Origin of the sequence: Streptomyces sp. NPDC021080 (assembly GCF_044333225.1) — a bacterium.
In the GTDB taxonomy this organism is placed as follows: domain Bacteria; phylum Actinomycetota; class Actinomycetes; order Streptomycetales; family Streptomycetaceae; genus Streptomyces.
Map to the genome: position 1 here is coordinate 328,863 of NZ_JBIRQM010000003.1, position 18,545 is coordinate 347,407.

General features: G+C 73.5%; 1 protein-coding gene. It reads right to left on the reverse strand.

Annotation, left to right across the window (positions count from 1 at the left end; genetic code table 11):
• Positions 1–25: 25 nt before the first annotated feature.
• Positions 26–18,529: a type I polyketide synthase gene (locus ACH4S8_RS08980; RefSeq protein ID WP_398392032.1), complete on the reverse strand. Its 18,504-nt coding sequence runs from the start codon at positions 18,527–18,529 to the stop codon at positions 26–28.
• Positions 18,530–18,545 lie beyond the last annotated feature (16 nt).

Here is an 18,545-nt window from a genome sequence, read left to right on the forward strand (position 1 = left end):
GTCGTTAAAGGTAGGGCGGCAAGAACTAGGAATTTTCTAGATCTTGATCGATCAGATCGAAGATGTCGTCGATCGTCGCGTCCTGGAGCTGTCGCTGCGCGTCGGCTGATTCCGCGCCCTGCTCTCCGGCGGAGTTCACCAGGGACAGCAGTTCCTGCAGCCGCCTCCGCACCCCCGACCGGACCGTCTCCTCGGCCGAGGCGGCCGTCGAGATCACCGACTCCAGCCGGTCGAGCTCGCTGAAGACCGACACCTCCTCCGGGCCCGTCCCGCCGCTGAGTTCGCTCCGCAGGTGGCGGGCGATCGCCTCGGGCGTCGGGTGGTCGAAGACCAGCGTCGCGGGCAGGGTCAGGCCGGTGTCGGCGGTGAGCAGGTTGCGCAGCTCCACCGCGGTCAGGGAGTCGAAACCGAGGTCCCGGAACGCCAGGTCCGGTTCCACCGCTGCGGAGCCGCTGTGGCCGAGTACGGCCGCCGCGTGCGCGCACACCGTGTCCACGAGCAGGCGTTGCTGTTCGCCTTCGGAGAGCGTGGACAGCTTCGCGGTGAGCGCGGACGGCTCCGCGGCCTGCCCGGCAAGCCCCTCCGCGAGGGCGTCCCTGACCTCGGGCAGGTCGCTCAGCAGCGGGCTCGGCCTGCTGACGGTGAACGGGACGACGAACCGCTCCCAGTCCACGTCGGCCACGGTGACCGTGCCGTCCCCGCCGCTCAGCGCACCGTGCAGCGCGGAGATCGCCCGGTCCGGCCGCAGCACGGTCAGACCGCGCTGCCGCAGCCGCTCCTCGTCCCCGGCGTCGGCGACCATGCCGCCCTCGCCCCACGGACCCCAGGCGATCGCGGTCGCGGCGAGGCCCCTGGCCCGCCGGTGCTGCGCCAGGCCGTCGAGGAAGGCGTTCGCGGCCGAGTACGCGGCCTGCCCGCCGCCTCCCCACACGCCGGAGATGGAGGAGAAGAGGACGAAGGCGTCCAGTTCCCGATCGCCGAGCAGTTCGTGGAGGTGCACGGCGCCGAGGGCCTTCGAGGCGACCGTCGCCGCGAAGTCGCCCAGGTTCGTCTCGGCGAGCATGCCCGCCTCGGCGGTGCCGGCCGTGTGGACGACGGCGTCCACCGGGTGCTCGGCGAGCAGCGCGGCCAGCGCCTCGCGGTCGGTCACGTCACAGGCGGCGACGGTCACGCGCACGCCCGTCTCCTCCAGCTCGGCCTTGAGACCGGCGGCGCCGGGGGCGTCGAGGCCGCGGCGGCCGGTGAGCACCAGGTGTTCGGCACCGGCACCGGCGAGCCAGCGGGCCACGTGCCCGCCCAGCGCACCCGTACCACCGGTGATCAGCACCGTGCCCCGCGGCGACCACGAACGGTCGCTCCGGGCTGCGGGCAGACGCGACAGGCGCCGCGCGAACACTCCGCGGTCGCGGATCGCGACCTGGTCCTCGGCCGACTGGCCGAGGACCGCGACGAGGCGGCCGGCGACCCGGTCGTCGACCGTGCCGGGGAGGTCGACGAGACCGCCCCAGCGCCGCGCGTGCTCCAGCGCCGCCACCCGGCCCAGACCCCAGACCTGGGACTGGTACGGGTCCGCCACCTCGTCGGCGGGGCTCACGCCCACCGCGTTCCGGGTCGCGCACCACAGCGGGGCGCCGATGCCCGTGTCGCCCAGGGCCTGGACGAGCAGGACGGACAGCGCGACGCCGACGGGCAACGCGGCCTCCGGGGCGGCCTCGCCGTCGACGGCGAGCAGTGACAGGACGCCCGCCACGGTCTCGTCACCGGCCGCTCGGGCGAGCTGCGCGGTCAGGTCCTCACGACCGGTGGCCGGCTCGACCGGGACCGGCAGCGGGGCCAGGCCCCGCGCGGTCAGCCCTCGGAGGCAGGCGGCGACCCAGTCGTCACCCAGTTGCGCGGCGCTGACCGGAACCAGCCATATACCGTTCCGGGCAGGGCTCTCCGGGGAGGGGTCGGGTATCGCTTTCCAGGTGACGCCGTAGCGCCAGCCGTCCACGATGGACTGTTCCTTGCGCTGCCGCCGCCACGACGACAGCCTCGGCAGTACGTCGCCGAACGCCTCCCCCGCCGCGATGTCGAGCGTCTCGGCGAGGGACTGCAGGTCCTCGCGCTCGACGGTCTCCCAGAACTCCGCGTCCACCGGGTCCACCGCGACCGCGGCGGCAGCGGTTTCCGGGGCGTCGACCCAGTACCGCTCGTGCTGGAAGGCGTAGGTGGGCAGGTCGGTCTTCCGCGCACCGGCGAAGAACGAGCTCCAGTCCACGGACACGCCGTGCACGTGCAGTTCGGCGAGCGCGGTGACCAGTGCCTGCCGCTCGGGGCGGTCGGCTCGGAGTACGGGCACGGTGACGATGCCGTCCGCGCAGGCCTGTGCCAGGGCGCTCAGGACACCGCCCGGGCCGATCTCCACGAACGTGGTCACACCCAGCTCGCCCAGGGTCTCGATGCCGTCGGCGAAACGCACCGCCTCGCGGACGTGCCGGACCCAGTACTCCGGGGTGTACGCCTCGGCCAGACGCCCGGTGAGGTTCGAAACGACGGGAATCAGCGGCTCATTGAACGTCAGACCACTGACGACCTCCGCGAACTCCTCCAGCATCGGTTCCATCAGCGGCGAGTGGAACGCGTGACTGACCTTCAACCGGGAGGTTTTACGGCCCTGTCGGACGAAGACCTCGGCGATCTCCAGCACGGCACCCTCGACACCGGAAATGACCACGGACCGCGGCCCGTTGAGCGCCGCGATGCCGACGCCGTCGGTCAGGTACGGCAGCACCTCGTCCTCGGTGGCCTGCACCGCGACCATCGCACCGCCCGCAGGTAATGCCTGCATCAACGCGGCCCGCGCGGACACCAGCCTCACGGCGTCGTCCAGCGACAGCACCCCGGCCACATGCGCGGCCGCGATCTCACCCACCGAATGACCCGCCACACAATCCGGCCGCACACCCCACGACTCCAGCAACCGGAACAGCGCCACCTCGACGGCGAACAAAGCCGGTTGGGCATACCCGGTCCGATGCAGGGTGTCGGCATCGACATCGACCGGCACCTCCAGACGCGCACACACCTCGTCATACGCATCGGCGAAAACAGGGAACGCCCCGTACAACTCACGCCCCATACCGATGCGTTGCGAACCCTGACCCGAGAACAGAAAACCGACCTTGCCTCCCGGTCGGCCCTGGACGACTCCGGGCGACGGCGTTCCGGCTGCCAGGCGTTCCAGTCCGCGGCGGAAGTCGTCACAGCTCTCGCCGATGACGGCCGCCCTGTGGCGCAGGGTGCTCCGGGTGGTGGCCAGCGAGAAGCCGACATCGGCCGGTGACGTGCCGTCCTCCACGAAGTCCAGCAGCCGTTGTGCCTGGTCGCGCAGAGCATCGCGGGTCTTGGCGGAGAGCACCCATGGCAGGAGTGCCGGGGCCGGAACGACTGTGGCCTCTTCCGCCGGGGCCGGCGGTGCCTGTTCGATGATGGTGTGGGCGTTGGTGCCGCTGACGCCGAAGGACGAGATCGCGGCGCGGCGCGGGTGATCGGTCTCCGGCCACTCCACGGCCTCGGTCAGCAGGCGGACGTCACCGGCCGACCAGTCCACGTGCGGTGTCGGCTCGTCCGCGTGCAGGGTCCGCGGCAGGACACCGTGGCGCATCGCCATGACCATCTTGATGATGCCGCCGACGCCCGCAGCGGCCTGCGCGTGACCGATGTTGGACTTCAACGAGCCCAGCCACAAAGGCCGTTCGCCGTCCCGCCCCTGCCCGTACGTGGCGAGCAGCGCCTGCGCCTCGATCGGGTCACCCAGCCTCGTGCCCGTACCGTGCGCCTCCACCGCGTCGACGTCGACGGTGGTGAGGCCCGCGGAGGTGAGTGCCTGCCGGATCACCCGCTGCTGCGCGGGACCGTTCGGTGCGGTCAGGCCGTTGGACGCGCCGTCCTGATTCACGGCGCTCCCCCGCACGACGGCCAGAACCTCGTGACCGTTGCGCTCCGCGTCGGACAGCCGCTCCACCAGCAGCATGCCGATGCCCTCGGCCCAGCCGGTTCCGTCGGCACCGGCGCCGAACGCCTTGCACCGGCCGTCGGGGGCCAGCCCGCGCTGCCGGCTGAACTCCACGAAGGCACGCGGGGTGGACATGACCATCACGCCCCCGGCCAGCGCCATGGAGCACTCGCCGTTACGGAGGGCCTGGACCGCCCAGTGCAGGGCCACGAGCGACGACGAGCACGCCGTGTCGACAGTGACGGCCGGGCCCTCCAGGCCGAGGGTGTAGGCGATACGGCCGGACATGATGCTCGCCGAGTTGCCCGTGCCGAAGAAGCCCTCGGAATCGTCGATCGCGTTGAAGGCCTGGGCGGCGTAGTCCTGGTAGCCGGAGCCGACGAAGACTCCGGTACGGCTGCCGCGCACCGACTCCGCGTCGATACCGGCGCGCTCGAACGTCTCCCACGTGGTCTCCAGCAGCAGCCGTTGCTGCGGATCCATCGCCACGGCCTCACGCGGGCTGATCCCGAAGAACCCCGGGTCGAACTCCCCCGCCTCGTACAGGAATCCACCACGGCGCGTGTACGTCTTGCCGGACGCGTCCGGGTCCGGGTCGTAGATGCCCTCCACGTCCCAGCCCCGGTCCGCCGGGAAATCGCCGACGGCGTCGCCGCCGGAGACCACCAGCCGCCACAGGTCCTCCGGAGAACGCACCCCGCCCGGATACCGGCACGCCATGCCGACGATCGCGATGGGATCGTCGTCCTCGGCGGCCGCGGCGACCGGTTCGGGTGCGGCCGCGATGGTGAGGCCGGTGAGCTCGGTGCGCAACTGCCGGGCGAGTGCCTGGGCGTTGGGGTGGTCGAAGACCAGCGTGGGCGGCAGTGCGAGGCCGGTCTCGGCGTTGAGTTTGTTGCGCAGTTCGACGGCGGTCAGGGAGTCGAAGCCCAGGTCCTTGAAGGCCCGGTCGGCCTCGACCTCGCCGACGCCGCTGTGGCCGAGGACGGCCGCCGCGTGGGTGCGGACGAGGTCGACGAGCAGCGCATGCTGCTCGGTCCCGGACATCCCGGTGAGGCGGTCGGCCAGGGCTGAGGCGGCGGCCGGGCCGGACCCGCCGGCGGTGCTGCCCGCGGTGAGGATCCGCGCGGCCTCCGGGAGGTCGCCGAGCAGGGCGCTCGGGCGGACCATGGCGAACGGGGGCAGGAACCGCTCCCAGTCGACGTCGGCCACCGTGGCGGTCGCCTCGCCGGAGTCCAGCGCCTGCCGGAGGCCGGCCACTGCGAGCGCGGCGGGCATCGGGATCAGGCCGCGGCGGCGCAGTCGTTCGTCCGCGCCGTCGGCCTCGGCCATGCCGCCGTCGGCCCACGGGCCCCAGGCCACGGAGGTCGCCGGCAGGCCTTGGGCCCGGCGGCGTTCGGCGAGTCCGTCGAGCAGGGCGTTGGCCGCCGCGTAGGCGGCCTGGTGGCCGCTGCCCCACACGCCGGCGATGGACGAGAAGAGGACGAAGGCGTCGAGTTCCCGGTCGGCGAGGAGCGCGTCGAGGTGCAGGGCGCCGGCCGCCTTGGCGGACAGCACGTCGGCGAAGGAGCCCGGTGTCATGGACTCCAGCGGCTCCAGGCGGTCCACGCCCGCCGTGTGGACGACGGCGTCCACCGGGTGCTCGGCGAGCAACGCGGCCAGCGCCTCACGGTCGGCGACGTCGCACGCGGCGACGGTGGCACGGACACCGGTCGCCTCCAGCTCCGCGAGGAGACCGGCCGCGCCCGGCGCGTCGAGGCCGCGGCGGCCGGCGAGCACCAGGTGTTCGGCACCGGCACCGGCGAGCCAGCGAGCCACGTGCCCGCCCAGCGCACCCGTACCACCGGTGATCAGCACCGTGCCCCGCGGCGACCACCGCTGCCCGGTCCGGGTGTTCCTGCGGGTGGCGGTGTGGGACAGCCGTCGGCCGAACACGCCGCGGGCGCGGATCGCGATCTGGTCCTCGGCCGACCGGTCCCCTGCCGACCGTTCCTCGGCCGACCGGCCGAGCACCGCGGCGAGGCGGTCGGCGACCCGGTCGTCGACCGTGTCCGGGAGGTCGATCAGACCACCCCAGCGCGGCGCGTGCTCCAGCGCGGCGACCCGGCCGAGGCCCCAGACGGCGTTCTGAGTGGCGCTCGGCACCGCGTCCGCACGGCCGGTGGACATGGCGGACCTCGTCAGCGCCCACAGCGGGGCGTCGATGCCCGCGTCGCCCAGGGCCTGGACGAGCGCGAGGGACAACGCGGTGCCGACGGAGAGGGCCGGGTGTCCGGTGTGGGGACGCTCGTCGGTGCCGAGCAGGGAGATCACACCGTCGACCGTGGTCCCCCGGACCGCGTCGCCGAGCTGCCGCAGCAGTGCGCCGCGGTCGGCGGCCGGGTCGACCGCCACCCGGACCAGCCGGGCCCCGCGGGCGGCGAGCCCGTCGGCGACGGCGGCGGTCCACTCGACGGCCTCGGTGTCCTCGGTGACCAGGAACAGCCAGTCGCCCGGCAGTTCGTGCGCCCGGAGGCCGCTGAGCGGTTTCCAGCCCGTGCGGTAGGACCAGCCTTCCACGGCGGACTCCCGGCGCTGCTGTCGGCGCCACGCGGACAGCCGGGGCAGCACCGCGTCCAGTTGCTCGGCGGGCAGGTCGAGGGTGGCGGCGAGGGACTGGGTGTCCTCGCGCTCCACCGTCGCCCAGAACCCGGCCTCCACGGCGTCGGTCCCCGCGACGGCGGCGGCCGTGGGCGCGGTGGTCTCCAGCCAGTACCGCCGGTGCTGGAAGGCGTAGGTGGGCAGGTCGGCGCGCCGGGCGCCGCGGCCGGCGAAGAACGCCGGCCAGTCGACGGGGACACCGTGCACATGGAGTTGCGCGAGGGCACCGGTGATCGCCTCGGGCTCGGGGCTGCCGGACCGTGCGGAGGGAACGGTGACCGCACCGTCCAGACAGCCCTGGGCCATGGCGCTGAGCACCGCGCCGGGGCCGGTCTCCACGAACGTGGTCACGCCCAGCTCGGCCAGGGTCCGGATGCCGTCGGCGAAGCGCACGGCCTCGCGGACGTGCCGGACCCAGTAGTCCGCCGTGTACGCGTCGACGAGCTCACCGGTGAGGTTCGAGACGACCGGTGTCCGGGGTGTCTCGAAGCGCAGGCTCCCGACGACCCGGGCGAAGTCCGCCAGCACGGGGTCCATCAGCGGCGAGTGGAACGCGTGGCTCACGGTGAGCCGGGAGGTCTTGCGGCCCTCCCGGGCGAAGTGGTCCGCGACGGCGGCCACCGCGTCCTCGGCTCCGGAGACCACGACGGACCGCGGGCCGTTGACCGCCGCGATGCCGACGTCGTCGGTGAGGTGCGGCAGCACCTCGTCCTCGGTGGCCTGGACGGCGATCATCGCCCCGTCGGCGGGCAGGGCCTGCATCAGCGCGGCACGAGCCGTCACGAGTGCGGCCGCGTCCTCCAGGGACAGGGCACCGGCCACGTGCGCGGCCGCGATCTCGCCCACGGAGTGCCCGGCCAGGAAGTCCGGCCGCACGCCCCACGATTCGAGCAGGCGGTGCACGGCGACCTCGTGCGCGAACAGTGCGGGCTGGGTGAAGACGGTGCGGTTCAGCTCCTCGCCGTCCTCGTGGCCGTTCTCGCAGAAGGCCACGTCCCGCAGCGGCCGGTCGAGGTGCCGGTCGAGGTGGGCGCACACCTCGTCGTACGCCTCAGCGAAGACCGGGAACGCCTCGTACAGTTCCCGTCCCATGCCGATCCGCTGCGAGCCCTGTCCGGAGAACAGGAACCCGACCCGGCCGGCGTCGGCGCGGCCGAGGGCGACGCCGGGAGCGGGCACCCCCGTGGCCAGAGCCCGTAGGCCCTCGGCGATCCGGCCGCGGTCGGCACCGACCACGGCGGCGCGGTGCTCCAGGGCGGTCCGGGTGGTGGCCAGCGAGAAGCCGACGTCGGTGAGGGACGGTTCGGTGCCGTCGGCGGTGAGGGGCAGCAGGCGCTCGGCCTGGGCGCGCAGCGCGGCCTCGGACTTGCCGGACAGGACCCACGGCACGGTCGCCGAGGAGACCTCGACCGGTGCGACGGCGGCCGGTTCGGCCGGCGGTGCCTGTTCGATGATGGTGTGGGCGTTGGTGCCGCTGACGCCGAAGGACGAGATCGCGGCCCGGCGCGGGCGGTCCGACTCCGGCCACTCCACGGCCTCGGTCAACAGGCGGACGTCACCGGCCGACCAGTCCACGTGCGGTGTCGGCTCGTCCGCGTGCAGGGTCCGCGGCAGGACACCGTGGCGCATCGCCATGACCATCTTGATCACACCGGCCACGCCGGACGCCGCCTGGGCGTGACCGATGTTGGACTTCAGCGAACCGAGCCACAGCGGCCGGTCCTCCGGGCGCTCCTGGCCGTACGTGGCGAGCAGCGCCTGCGCCTCGATCGGGTCGCCCAGAGCGGTGCCCGTACCGTGCGCCTCCACCGCGTCGACGTCGACGGTGGTGAGGCCCGCGGAGGCCAGGGCCTGCCGGATCACCCGCTGCTGCGCAGGACCGTTCGGCGCGGTCAGCCCATTGGACGCGCCGTCCTGGTTCACGGCGCTGCCCCGTACCACCGCCAGGACCTCGTGGCCGTTGCGCACGGCGTCGGAGAGGCGCTCCACGAGCACCACACCCACACCCTCCGCCCAACCGGTGCCGTCAGCGTCAGCACCGAACGCCCTGCAACGACCATCGGGCGACAGACCACGCTGACGGCTGAACTCCACGAACGCGGCCGGTACGGCCATGACGTTCACCCCGCCCGCGACGGCCATCGTGCTCTCGCCGCCCCGCAGCGACTGGATGGCCAGGTGCAGGGCGACCAGCGACGACGAGCACGCCGTGTCGACGGTGACGGCCGGGCCCTCCAGGCCGAACGAGTAGGCCACGCGCCCGGAGACGACGCTCGCGGCGCTGCCGGTGAGCAGGTGGCCCTCGACGCCTTCCGGGACCTGCGAGAGGCCCGCGCCGTAGCCCTGGTAGGACATGCCGACGAACACGCCGGTGCGGCTTCCCTTCAGGGAGGCCGGGTCGATGCCGGCCCGCTCGAAGGCCTCCCACGAGGCCTCCAGCAACAGCCGCTGCTGGGGGTCCATCGCGAGTGCCTCGCGCGGCGAGATCCCGAACAGCGCGGCGTCGAAGTCGCCGGCGTCGTGGAGGAAGCCGCCGTCGCGCGCGTACGTCTTGCCCGGGGTGCCCGGATCGGGGTCGTAGAGGTCCTCGACGTCCCAGCCGCGGTCCTCGGGGAAGCCGGAGATCGCGTCGCCGCCGGACGTCACGAGCTGCCACAGGTCCTCGGGCGAGCCGACGCCACCGGGAAGGCGGCAGCTCATGGCCACGATCGCGATGGGTTCGTCGCCGACGGCGGCCGTGCGCTGCTCCTGCGGCACGGCACCCTGCGAACCGAGCAGTTCGGCGCGCAGGAACCGGGCCAGGGCCGTGGCGTCGGGGTGGTCGAAGACCAGCGTGGTGGGCAGCTTCAGGCCGGTGTCGGCCATGAGCTTGTTGCGCAGTTCGACGGCGGTGAGCGAGTCGAAGCCGAGGTCGTTGAACGCCCGGCCGGGCTCCACCGCCGCGGCGCCGTCGTGGCCGAGCACGACGGCCGCGTGCGCGCGGACGAGGTCCACCAGCGTGCGGTCCTGCTCGCCCGCCGCCAGCCCGGCCAGCTTCGCGGCGAGCGCGTTGCCGGCCTCGGCGCCGCCGGAGGCCGGTGCCTCCAGGGCGCGGCGCGCCTCGGGCACATCGGAGAACAGGGCGCTGGGGCGGACGACGGTGAACGGGCCGATGAACCGGTCCCACTCGAAGTCCGCGACGGTGAGGGCGGTCTCGCCGTCGGCCAGCGCCTGCTGGAGCGCGGAGACCGCGAGGGCGGGCCGCATGGGCGGCAGGCCACGGCGGCGCAGCATCTCCTCTCCGTCGTCGACGGCGGCCATGCCGCCCTCGGCCCAGCCACCCCAGGAGACGGCGAGCGCGGTGCGCCCGTGTGCCCGCCGGTACTCGGCGAGGGCGTCCAGGTAGGCGTTGGCCGCCGCGTAGGCGCCCTGGCCGGCGCCGCCCCAGATGCCGGCGCCCGAGGAGAACATGACGAACGCGTCGAGCTCCTGACCGGCCAGCAGTTCGTCCAGGTGCGTGGCACCTGCGGCCTTGGCCGCCACCGTGCCGGCGAACCCGGCCGGGTCGGAGTCCTCGATCATGACGTGGTCGCCGACGCCCGCGGCGTGGACGACGGCGTTGACGGGGTGTTCGGCGAGCAGTGCCCGCAGGGCGTCACGGTCGGCCGCGTCACAGGCCACGACGGTCACGGCCGCGCCGAGCCCCTCCAGCTCCGCGACGAGCTCCGCGACGCCGGGTGCCGCGGGGCCGCGACGGCCGGCGAGCACCAGGTGCTCCGCACCCGCACCGGCGAGCCACCGGGCCACGTGCCCGCCCAGCGCACCCGTACCACCGGTGATCAGCACCGTGCCGCGCGGCGACCACTCCTGGGCGGGGCCGGTGGCGTGGGCGGCCCGGACGAACCGGCGCCCGAAGACGCCCGAGGCGCGGACCGCCACCTGGTCCTCGGCCGTCTGGCCGAGGACGGCGGCCACGCGGGCCGCGGTGCGGGCGTCCAGCAGATCGGGCAGGTCGAGCAGTCCGCCCCAGCGCTGCGGGTGTTCCAGCGCCGCCGCCCGGCCGAAGCCCCACACCTGCGACTGCAGCGGGCGGTCCACGCGGTCGGAGCGGCCGGTGGCCACCGCGCCGCGCGTGGCGCACCACAGCGGGACGTCGACGCCCGCGTCGCCGAGCGCCTGCACCAGGCAGAGGGTCGCGGCGAGGCCGTGCGACAGGCCGGGCCGGCCGGCCGAGGCGCTCTCGTCCTCGGCGAGCAGGGACAGCACGCCGGTCACCGGGCCGACGCCGGCCAGCTCGCGGGCCAGCGTCCCGCGGTCGGTGCCGGGCCCGGCGACGAGCGTCACCAGTTCCAGGCCGCGCTCGCCGAGCGCGGTGCGGACCGAGGCGGTCCACTCGCTCTCCCCGGCCACGACGAGCAGCCAGGTCCCGGACACGCCGGGCTGAGGGAGCGCGCCGAGCGGCTTCCACGTGACGCGGTAGCGCCAGCTGTCGACCACGGACTGCTCGCGGCGCTGACGGCGCCACGCGGACAGCCGGGGCAGGAGCGCGCTCAGCGAGGCGTCCGCGGCGACGCCCAGGGTCGCGGCGATGGACTCCGCGTCCTCGCGCTCCACGCTGTCCCAGAAGCCGGAGTCCGCCGCGTCGGCCGGGGTGCCGACGGCGGCCGGATCCTCGTCCCCGTCCAGCCAGAAGCGCTCGCGCTGGAAGGCGTAGGTGGGCAGCGTGACGCGGTGAGCGCCGGGGAAGAGGGCCTGCCAGTCCACTTCGACGCCGCTGACGTGCAGTTCGGCGAGCGCGGTGACCAGTGCCTGCCGCTCGGGGCGGTCGGCCCGGAGTACGGGCACGGTGACGATGCCGTCCGCGCAGCCCTGTGCCAGGGCGCTCAGGACACCGCCCGGGCCGATCTCCACGAACGTGGTCACACCCAGCTCGCCCAGGGTCTCGATGCCGTCGGCGAAACGCACCGCCTCGCGGACGTGCCGGACCCAGTACTCGGGCGTGTACGGCTCGGCCAGACGCCCGGTGAGGTTCGAGACCACAGGAATCCGCGGCTCACTGAATGTCAGACCGTGAACGACCTCTGCGAACTCCTCCAGCATCGGATCCATCAACGGCGAATGGAACGCGTGACTGACCTTCAACCGGGAAGTTTTGCGGCCCTGTTGGGTGAAGACCTCAGTCATCTCCAGCACGGCATCCTCGGCACCCGAAATGACCACGGACCGAGGCCCGTTGAGCGCCGCGATGCCGACGCCGTCGGTCAGGTACGGCAGCATCTCGCCCTCGGTGGCCTGCACCGCGACCATCGCACCACCCGCAGGTAATGCCTGCATCAATGCGGCCCGCGCCGACACCAGCCTCACGGCGTCGTCCAGTGACAGCACCCCGGCCACATGCGCGGCCGCGATCTCACCCACCGAATGACCAGCCACACAATCCGGCCGCACACCCCACGACTCGAGAAGCCGGAACAGGGCCACCTCGACGGCGAACAACGCCGGTTGGGCATACCCGGTCCGATGCAGGGTGTCGGCATCGACATCGACCGGCATCTCCAGACGCGCACACACCTCGTCATACGCATCGGCGAAAACAGGGAACGCCGCATACAACTCACGCCCCATACCGATGCGTTGCGAACCCTGGCCCGAGAACAGAAAACCGACCTTGCCCTCGGAGCGGGCTCGTCCCAGCGTCACGTTCGCCGCCGGGCGGCCGGCGGCGAGGGCGGTGAGGGTTTGCCGGAGCTTGTCCGGGCTCTCCGCCAGGAGCACCGCGCGGTCCTCGAACGTCTCTCGGGAGGCCAGGGAGAGACCGATGTCGGAAGCCGTCCAGTCGTCGTCCGCGTCGAGGTGGCCGGCCAGCCGGACCGCCTGGGCACGCAGCGCCGGCTCGCCCTTGCCCGACAGCACCCACGGCACGAGCGCGCCGGAGTCGGGTGTGGGAGGCAACTCCGGCGTGGCGGGGGCCTGTTCGATGATGGTGTGGGCGTTGGTGCCGCTGACGCCGAAGGACGAGATCGCGGCCCGGCGCGGGCGGTCCGACTCGGGCCACTCCACGGCCTCGGTCAGCAGCTGTACGTCACCGGCCGACCAGTCCACGTGCGGCGTCGGCTCATCGGCGTGCAGGGTCCGCGGCAGGACACCGTGGCGCATCGCCATGACCATCTTGATCACACCGGCGACACCCGCCGCGGCCTGCGTGTGGCCGATGTTGGACTTCAACGAGCCGAGCAGGAGCGGCCGTTCACGCTCTTGTCCATAGGTCGCAAGGAGCGCCTGCGCCTCGATCGGGTCGCCCAGTGTCGTGCCCGTACCGTGCGCCTCGACGACATCCACATCGCCCGGAGCGAGCCCTGCGGAGGCCAGGGCCTGGCGGATGACCCGCTGCTGCGCGGGACCGTTCGGTGCGGTCAGCCCGTTGGACGCGCCGTCCTGGTTCACGGCGCTGCCCCGTACCACCGCCAGGACCTCGTGGCCGTTGCGCACGGCGTCGGAGAGGCGCTCCACGAGCACCACACCCACACCCTCCGCCCAACCGGTGCCGTCCGCGTCCGCACCGAACGCCCTGCAACGACCGTCGGGCGACAGACCGCGCTGACGGCTGAACTCCACGAAGACGCTCGGGCTGGCCATGACGGTGACGCCGCCGGCCAGCGCCATCGTGCACTCGCCGCTCCGCAGCGACTGCATGGCCAAGTGCAGGGCGACCAACGACGACGAGCACGCCGTGTCGATCGTGACGGCGGGCCCTTCGAGTCCAAAGGTGTAGGCCACCCGGCCGGAGACGACGCTGGACGCGCCGCCGACGAGCCGGTGTCCTTCGACGCCTTCCGGCGTGCGGCGCACATCGGCTCCGTAGCCCTGGTAGGCCATGCCGACGAAGACGCCGGTCCGGCTGCCGCGCAGCTGTGCGGGGGTGATCCCGGCCCGCTCGAAGGCCTCCCACGAGGTCTCCAGCAGCAGCCGCTGCTGCGGGTCCATCGCCAGGGCCTCGCGCGGAGAGATGCCGAAGAAGCCGGCGTCGAAGTCGGTGGCGCCGTAAAGGAATCCGCCGTCGCGCGCGTACGTCTTGCCGGGGCGGTCGGGGTCGGGGTCGTAGAGGGCCTCGACGTCCCAGCCGCGGTCCGACGGGAACGCGGAGATGGCGTCGCCGCCGGACGTCACCAGGTCCCACAGCGCCTCGGGCGAGTCGACGCCGCCGGGCAGGTGGCAGCTCATCGCCACGATGGCGATGGGCTCGTCGTCGGCGGACGCGTGACGCTCCTGCTCGCCGACGGCCTTCGAACCGAGCAGCTCGCTCTGCAGGAAGCGGGCGAGCGCCGTGGCGTTGGGGTGGTCGAAGACCAGCGTGGGCGGCAGCGCGAGGCCGGTCGCCGTGTTCACCTTGTTACGGAGTTCGACGGCGGTCAGGGAGTCGAAGCCGAGGTCCTTGAAGGCCCGGTCGGGCTCGATCTCCACCGCCGAGGAGTGGCCCAGGACGGCCGCGACGTGCGCGCGGACCAGGTCGATCAGGGTCTGAGTGCGCACGGACTCCGGCAGTCCGGCGAGCCGGGCCGCCAGGGGCGGGGCGCCGGTGGCGGCACCGGCCGGTGCGGCGGTGTCGGCGCGGCGCACCTCGGGCAACTCGGACAGCAGGGCGCTCGGGCGGCCGAGGGTGAACGGTCCGATGAACCGTTCCCAGTCGATGTCGGCCACGACGACCGCGGTGTCGTCGCAGTCCAGGGCGCGCTGGACCGCGGTCACGGCGAGTGCGGCGGGCAGGGTGACGACGCCGCGGCGGCGCAGGTGCTCCTCGTCGGCGTCGGTGACCATGCCGCCGTCGGCCCACGGACCCCAGGCGATCGCGGTGGCGGCCAGGCCCCGGGCCCTCCGCTGGGCGGCGAGCCCGTCGAGGAAGGCGTTGCCGGCCGCGTAGGCGGTCTGCAGTCCGCTGCCCCATACCCCGGCGATCGAGGAGAACATGACGAAGGCGTCGAGTTCGCGGTCGCCGAGCAGTTCGTCCAGGTGCGCGGCCCCGCGGGCCTTCGCCGCCACCGTGCGGGCGAAGTCGGCTGGCGTCAACTCGTCGAAGGAGGAGAACTGTTCCACGCCCGCGGCGTGGAAGACGGAGGTGAAGGTGTGCTCGGCGAGCAGCGCCGCCACCGCGTCGCGGTCGGCGACATCGCACACGGCGAGGGTGACCCGCGCTCCCAGCTCCTCCAGTTCGGCCTTGAGCGCGGTCGCGCCGGGCGCGTCGGCACCGCGGCGGCCGGCGAGCACCAGGTGTTCGGCACCGGCACCGGCGAGCCAGCGGGCCACGTGCCCGCCCAGCGCACCCGTACCACCGGTGATCAGCACCGTGCCCCGCGGCGACCACGGCCGGCCGGCGCCGCTTCGGGCGTGGGTGAGCCGGGCGCTGAACACGCCGGAGGCGCGGACGGCGACCTGGTCCTCCTGGTCATGGGCCTCCCGGCCATCGCCCTCCTGGCTGTCCGCAGCACCGGCTCCCTGGCTCAGTACGGCGGCGATGCGGCCTGCCGCGCGCTCGTCGACGGCCGCGGGCAGATCGATCAGGCCGCCCCAGCGCCGGGCGTGCTCCAGGGCCAGGGCGCGACCGAGGCCCCATACCTGGTTCTGCTCCGCGCTGAGCGGTGCGTCGTCGGAGCGGCCGGTGGCGGCCGCGCCGCGGGTGGCGCACCACAGCGGCGCGTCGACGCCCGCGTCGCCCAGCGCCTGGGTCAGGGTCACGGTCCGCGCGAGGCCCTGGGAAAGCGCGGGGTGCTCGGGCGAGGCGGTCTCGTCGGTCGCGAGCAGCGACAGGACGCCGTCGAGCGATCCGGCTTCGGCTGCGGCCCGGGTCAGCTCGTCGGCCAGGGACGCCCGGTCGGCGAAGGCGCCGACCGTCAGCGGGATCAGACGCGCGCCGCGTCCGGCGAGGGCCGCTCGGACTGTCCCGGCCCACTCGTCGCCCTCGGGCGCGGCGAACAGCCAGGTGCGGCCGGAGAGGTCACCGGCGGACAGGCCGTTCAGCGGCTGCCAGGCCAACTGGTAGCGCCAGCCGTCCACGACGGACCGCTCGCGCCGTCGGCGCCGCCAAGCCGACAACTTCGGTACCACCACGTCCAGTTCGTCGGGGCTCAGCCCCAGCGTGGCGGCGAGGGACTGGGCGTCCTCGCGCTCGACGCTCGCCCAGAACTCGGCGTCGACCGGGTCCACGGCGGCCGTCTCGGCCTCGGGGGCCTCCAGCCAATAGCGCTGCTGCTGGAAGGCGTAGGTGGGCAGGTCGACGCGCCGGGCGCCCGGGAAGAAAGCCTGCCAGTCCACTTCGGCGCCGCTGACGTGCAGTTCGGCGAGCGCGGTGACGACGGCCTGCTGTTCGGGGCGGTCTGCTCGGAGTACGGGGACGGCAACCGCGTCGTCCACACAACCCTGCGTCATGCCGCTGAGGACACCGCCCGGGCCGATCTCCACGAACGTGGTCACGCCCAACTCGTGCAGGGTCCGCACGCCGTCGGCGAAGCGGACCGCCTCGCGGACGTGCCGGACCCAGTACTCGGGGGTGTACGGCTCGGCCAGACGACCGGTGAGGTTCGAGACGACGGGAATCCGGGGCTCACCGTAGGACAGCCCGCGAACGACCTCGGCGAACTCCTCCAGCATCGGGTCCATCAGCGGCGAGTGGAACGCGTGACTGACCTTCAACCGGGAGGTCTTGCGGCCCTGCCGGGCGAACACCTCGGCGATCTCCAGCACGGCATCCTCGACACCGGAGACCACCACGGACCACGGCCCGTTGAGCGCCGCGATGCCGACGCCGTCGGTCAGGTGCGGCAGCACCTCGTCCTCGGTGGCTTGGACCGCGACCATGGCGCCACCGGCGGGCAGGGCCTGCATCAACGCGGCCCGCGCCGACACCAGCCTCGCCGCGTCCGCGAGCGACAACACACCCGCCACATGCGCGGCCGCGATCTCACCCACCGAATGACCGGCCACATAGTCCGGCCGGACGCCCCACGATTCGAGAAGCCGGAACAGGGCCACCTCGACCGCGAAGAGCGCGGGCTGGGTGCAGCCGGTCCGGTCGAGCTCCTCCGCGTCCACGTCGAGCGTCACATCGAGGTGAGCACGGATCTCGTCGTACGCGGCGGCGAACACCGGGAACGCGTCGTAGAGTTCGCGGCCCATGCCGACCCGCTGCGAACCCTGGCCCGAGAACAGGAACCCAGTCTTGCCGCCGTGGCGGGCCGCGTCGTGGACGACTGCCGCGGACGGGGTGCCGGACGCCAGTGCCCGTACGCCTTCGGTGAGTTCCTCCAGGCTCTCGCCGACGACGGCCGCCCTGCGGTCCCAGGCGGTGCGCGTCGTGGCGAGGGAGAAGCCGATGTCGGCCGGGGCGCTCCCGGAGCCGCTCCGGCCGTCCTCCAGGAAGGAGAGCAGGCGCTCCGCCTGGGCGCGCAGTGCCGCGTCGCTCTTCGCCGAGAGCACCCACGGCAGCGCCGAGCCGGCCGGGGCCCCGGCCGACTCGGCGGCGGGCTCCTCGTCGAGGGCCGGGGCCTGCTCGATGATCGTGTGCGCGTTGGTGCCGCTGACGCCGAAGGACGAGACGGCGGCGCGGCGGGGGTGGTCCGACTCGGGCCACCGGACGGCCTCGGTCAGCAGCTTGACGCCGCCCGCCGACCAGTCGACCTGGGCGGTCGGCTCGTCCACGTGCAGCGTCTGCGGCAGGACGCCGTTGCGGATGGCCATCACCATCTTGATCACACCGGCGACACCCGCGGCGGCCTGCGTGTGACCGATGTTGGACTTGACGGATCCCAGCCACAGCGGCCGGTCGCCCGAGTGCTCCTGGCCGTACGTGGCGAGCAGCGCCTCCGCCTCGATCGGGTCGCCGAGCGTGGTGGCCGTGCCGTGCGCCTCGACCGCGTCGACCTGGGAGGCGGTCAGGCTCGCGTTCTCCAGCGCCTGCCGGATCACGCGCTCCTGCGACGGGCCGTTCGGGGCCGTGAGGCCGTTGGAGGCGCCGTCCTGGTTGACGGCGCTGCCGCGGATGACGGCGAGCACGTCGTGGCCGAGCCGGCGGGCGTCGGACAACCGCTCCAGCAGGAGCACGCCGACGCCTTCGGACATGCCGGTGCCGTCGGCGGTCGAGGAGAACGCGCGGCAGCGGCCGTCGGGCGACAGGCCGCGCTGGGCGCTGAACGCGATGAAGGTGTTCGGCGTGGCCATCACGGTCACGCCGCCGGCCAGGGCGAGCGAGCACTCGCCGCGGCGCAGCGCCTGGGCGGCCAGATGGAGCGCCACCAGCGAGGACGAGCAGGCCGTGTCGACGGTGACCGCCGGGCCTTCGAGGCCGAGGGCGTAGGAGATGCGGCCGGACACCACGGCGGCGGTGTTCGCGGTGACGAGGTGGGCCTCGGTGTCGCTGTCGCCCTGCCGCTGGAGGTAGGCGTGGTCCTGGCCGTTGGTGCCGACGAACACGCCGGCCCGGGTGCCTCGTACGGTGACGGGGTCGATGCCCGCGCGTTCGAGGGCCTCCCAGGACGTCTGCAGGAGCAGCCGCTGCTGCGGGTCCATGACCAGGGCCTCGCGGGGGGAGATCCCGAAGAACGCGGGGTCGAACTCGCCCGCGTCGTGGAGGAATCCGCCCTCGCGCACGTACGTGCGGCCCGTCCGCCCGGGCTCGGGGTCGTAGACCGTGTCCAGGTCCCAGCCGCGGTCGGCGGGGAACCCGGACACGCCGTCGCCGCCCGAGGCGACCAGGTGCCACAGGTCCTCGGGCGAGCCGACGCCGCCCGGGTAGCGGCAGGCCATCCCGACGATGGCGATGGGCTCGGTGTCCTTCGCCTCCAGCTCACCCAGCTGCCTGCGGGTCTGGCGCAGGTCCACCATCACGCGCTTGAGGTAGTCCCTGAGCTTGTCGTCGTTCGACATGTTTTACGTCCTCGGT

Excerpts from the sequence above, each read along its gene's own strand:
- ACH4S8_RS08980 (WP_398392032.1), bottom strand. The coding sequence starts at position 18,529 with ATGTCGAACGACGACAAGCTCAGGGACTACCTCAAGCGCGTGATGGTG.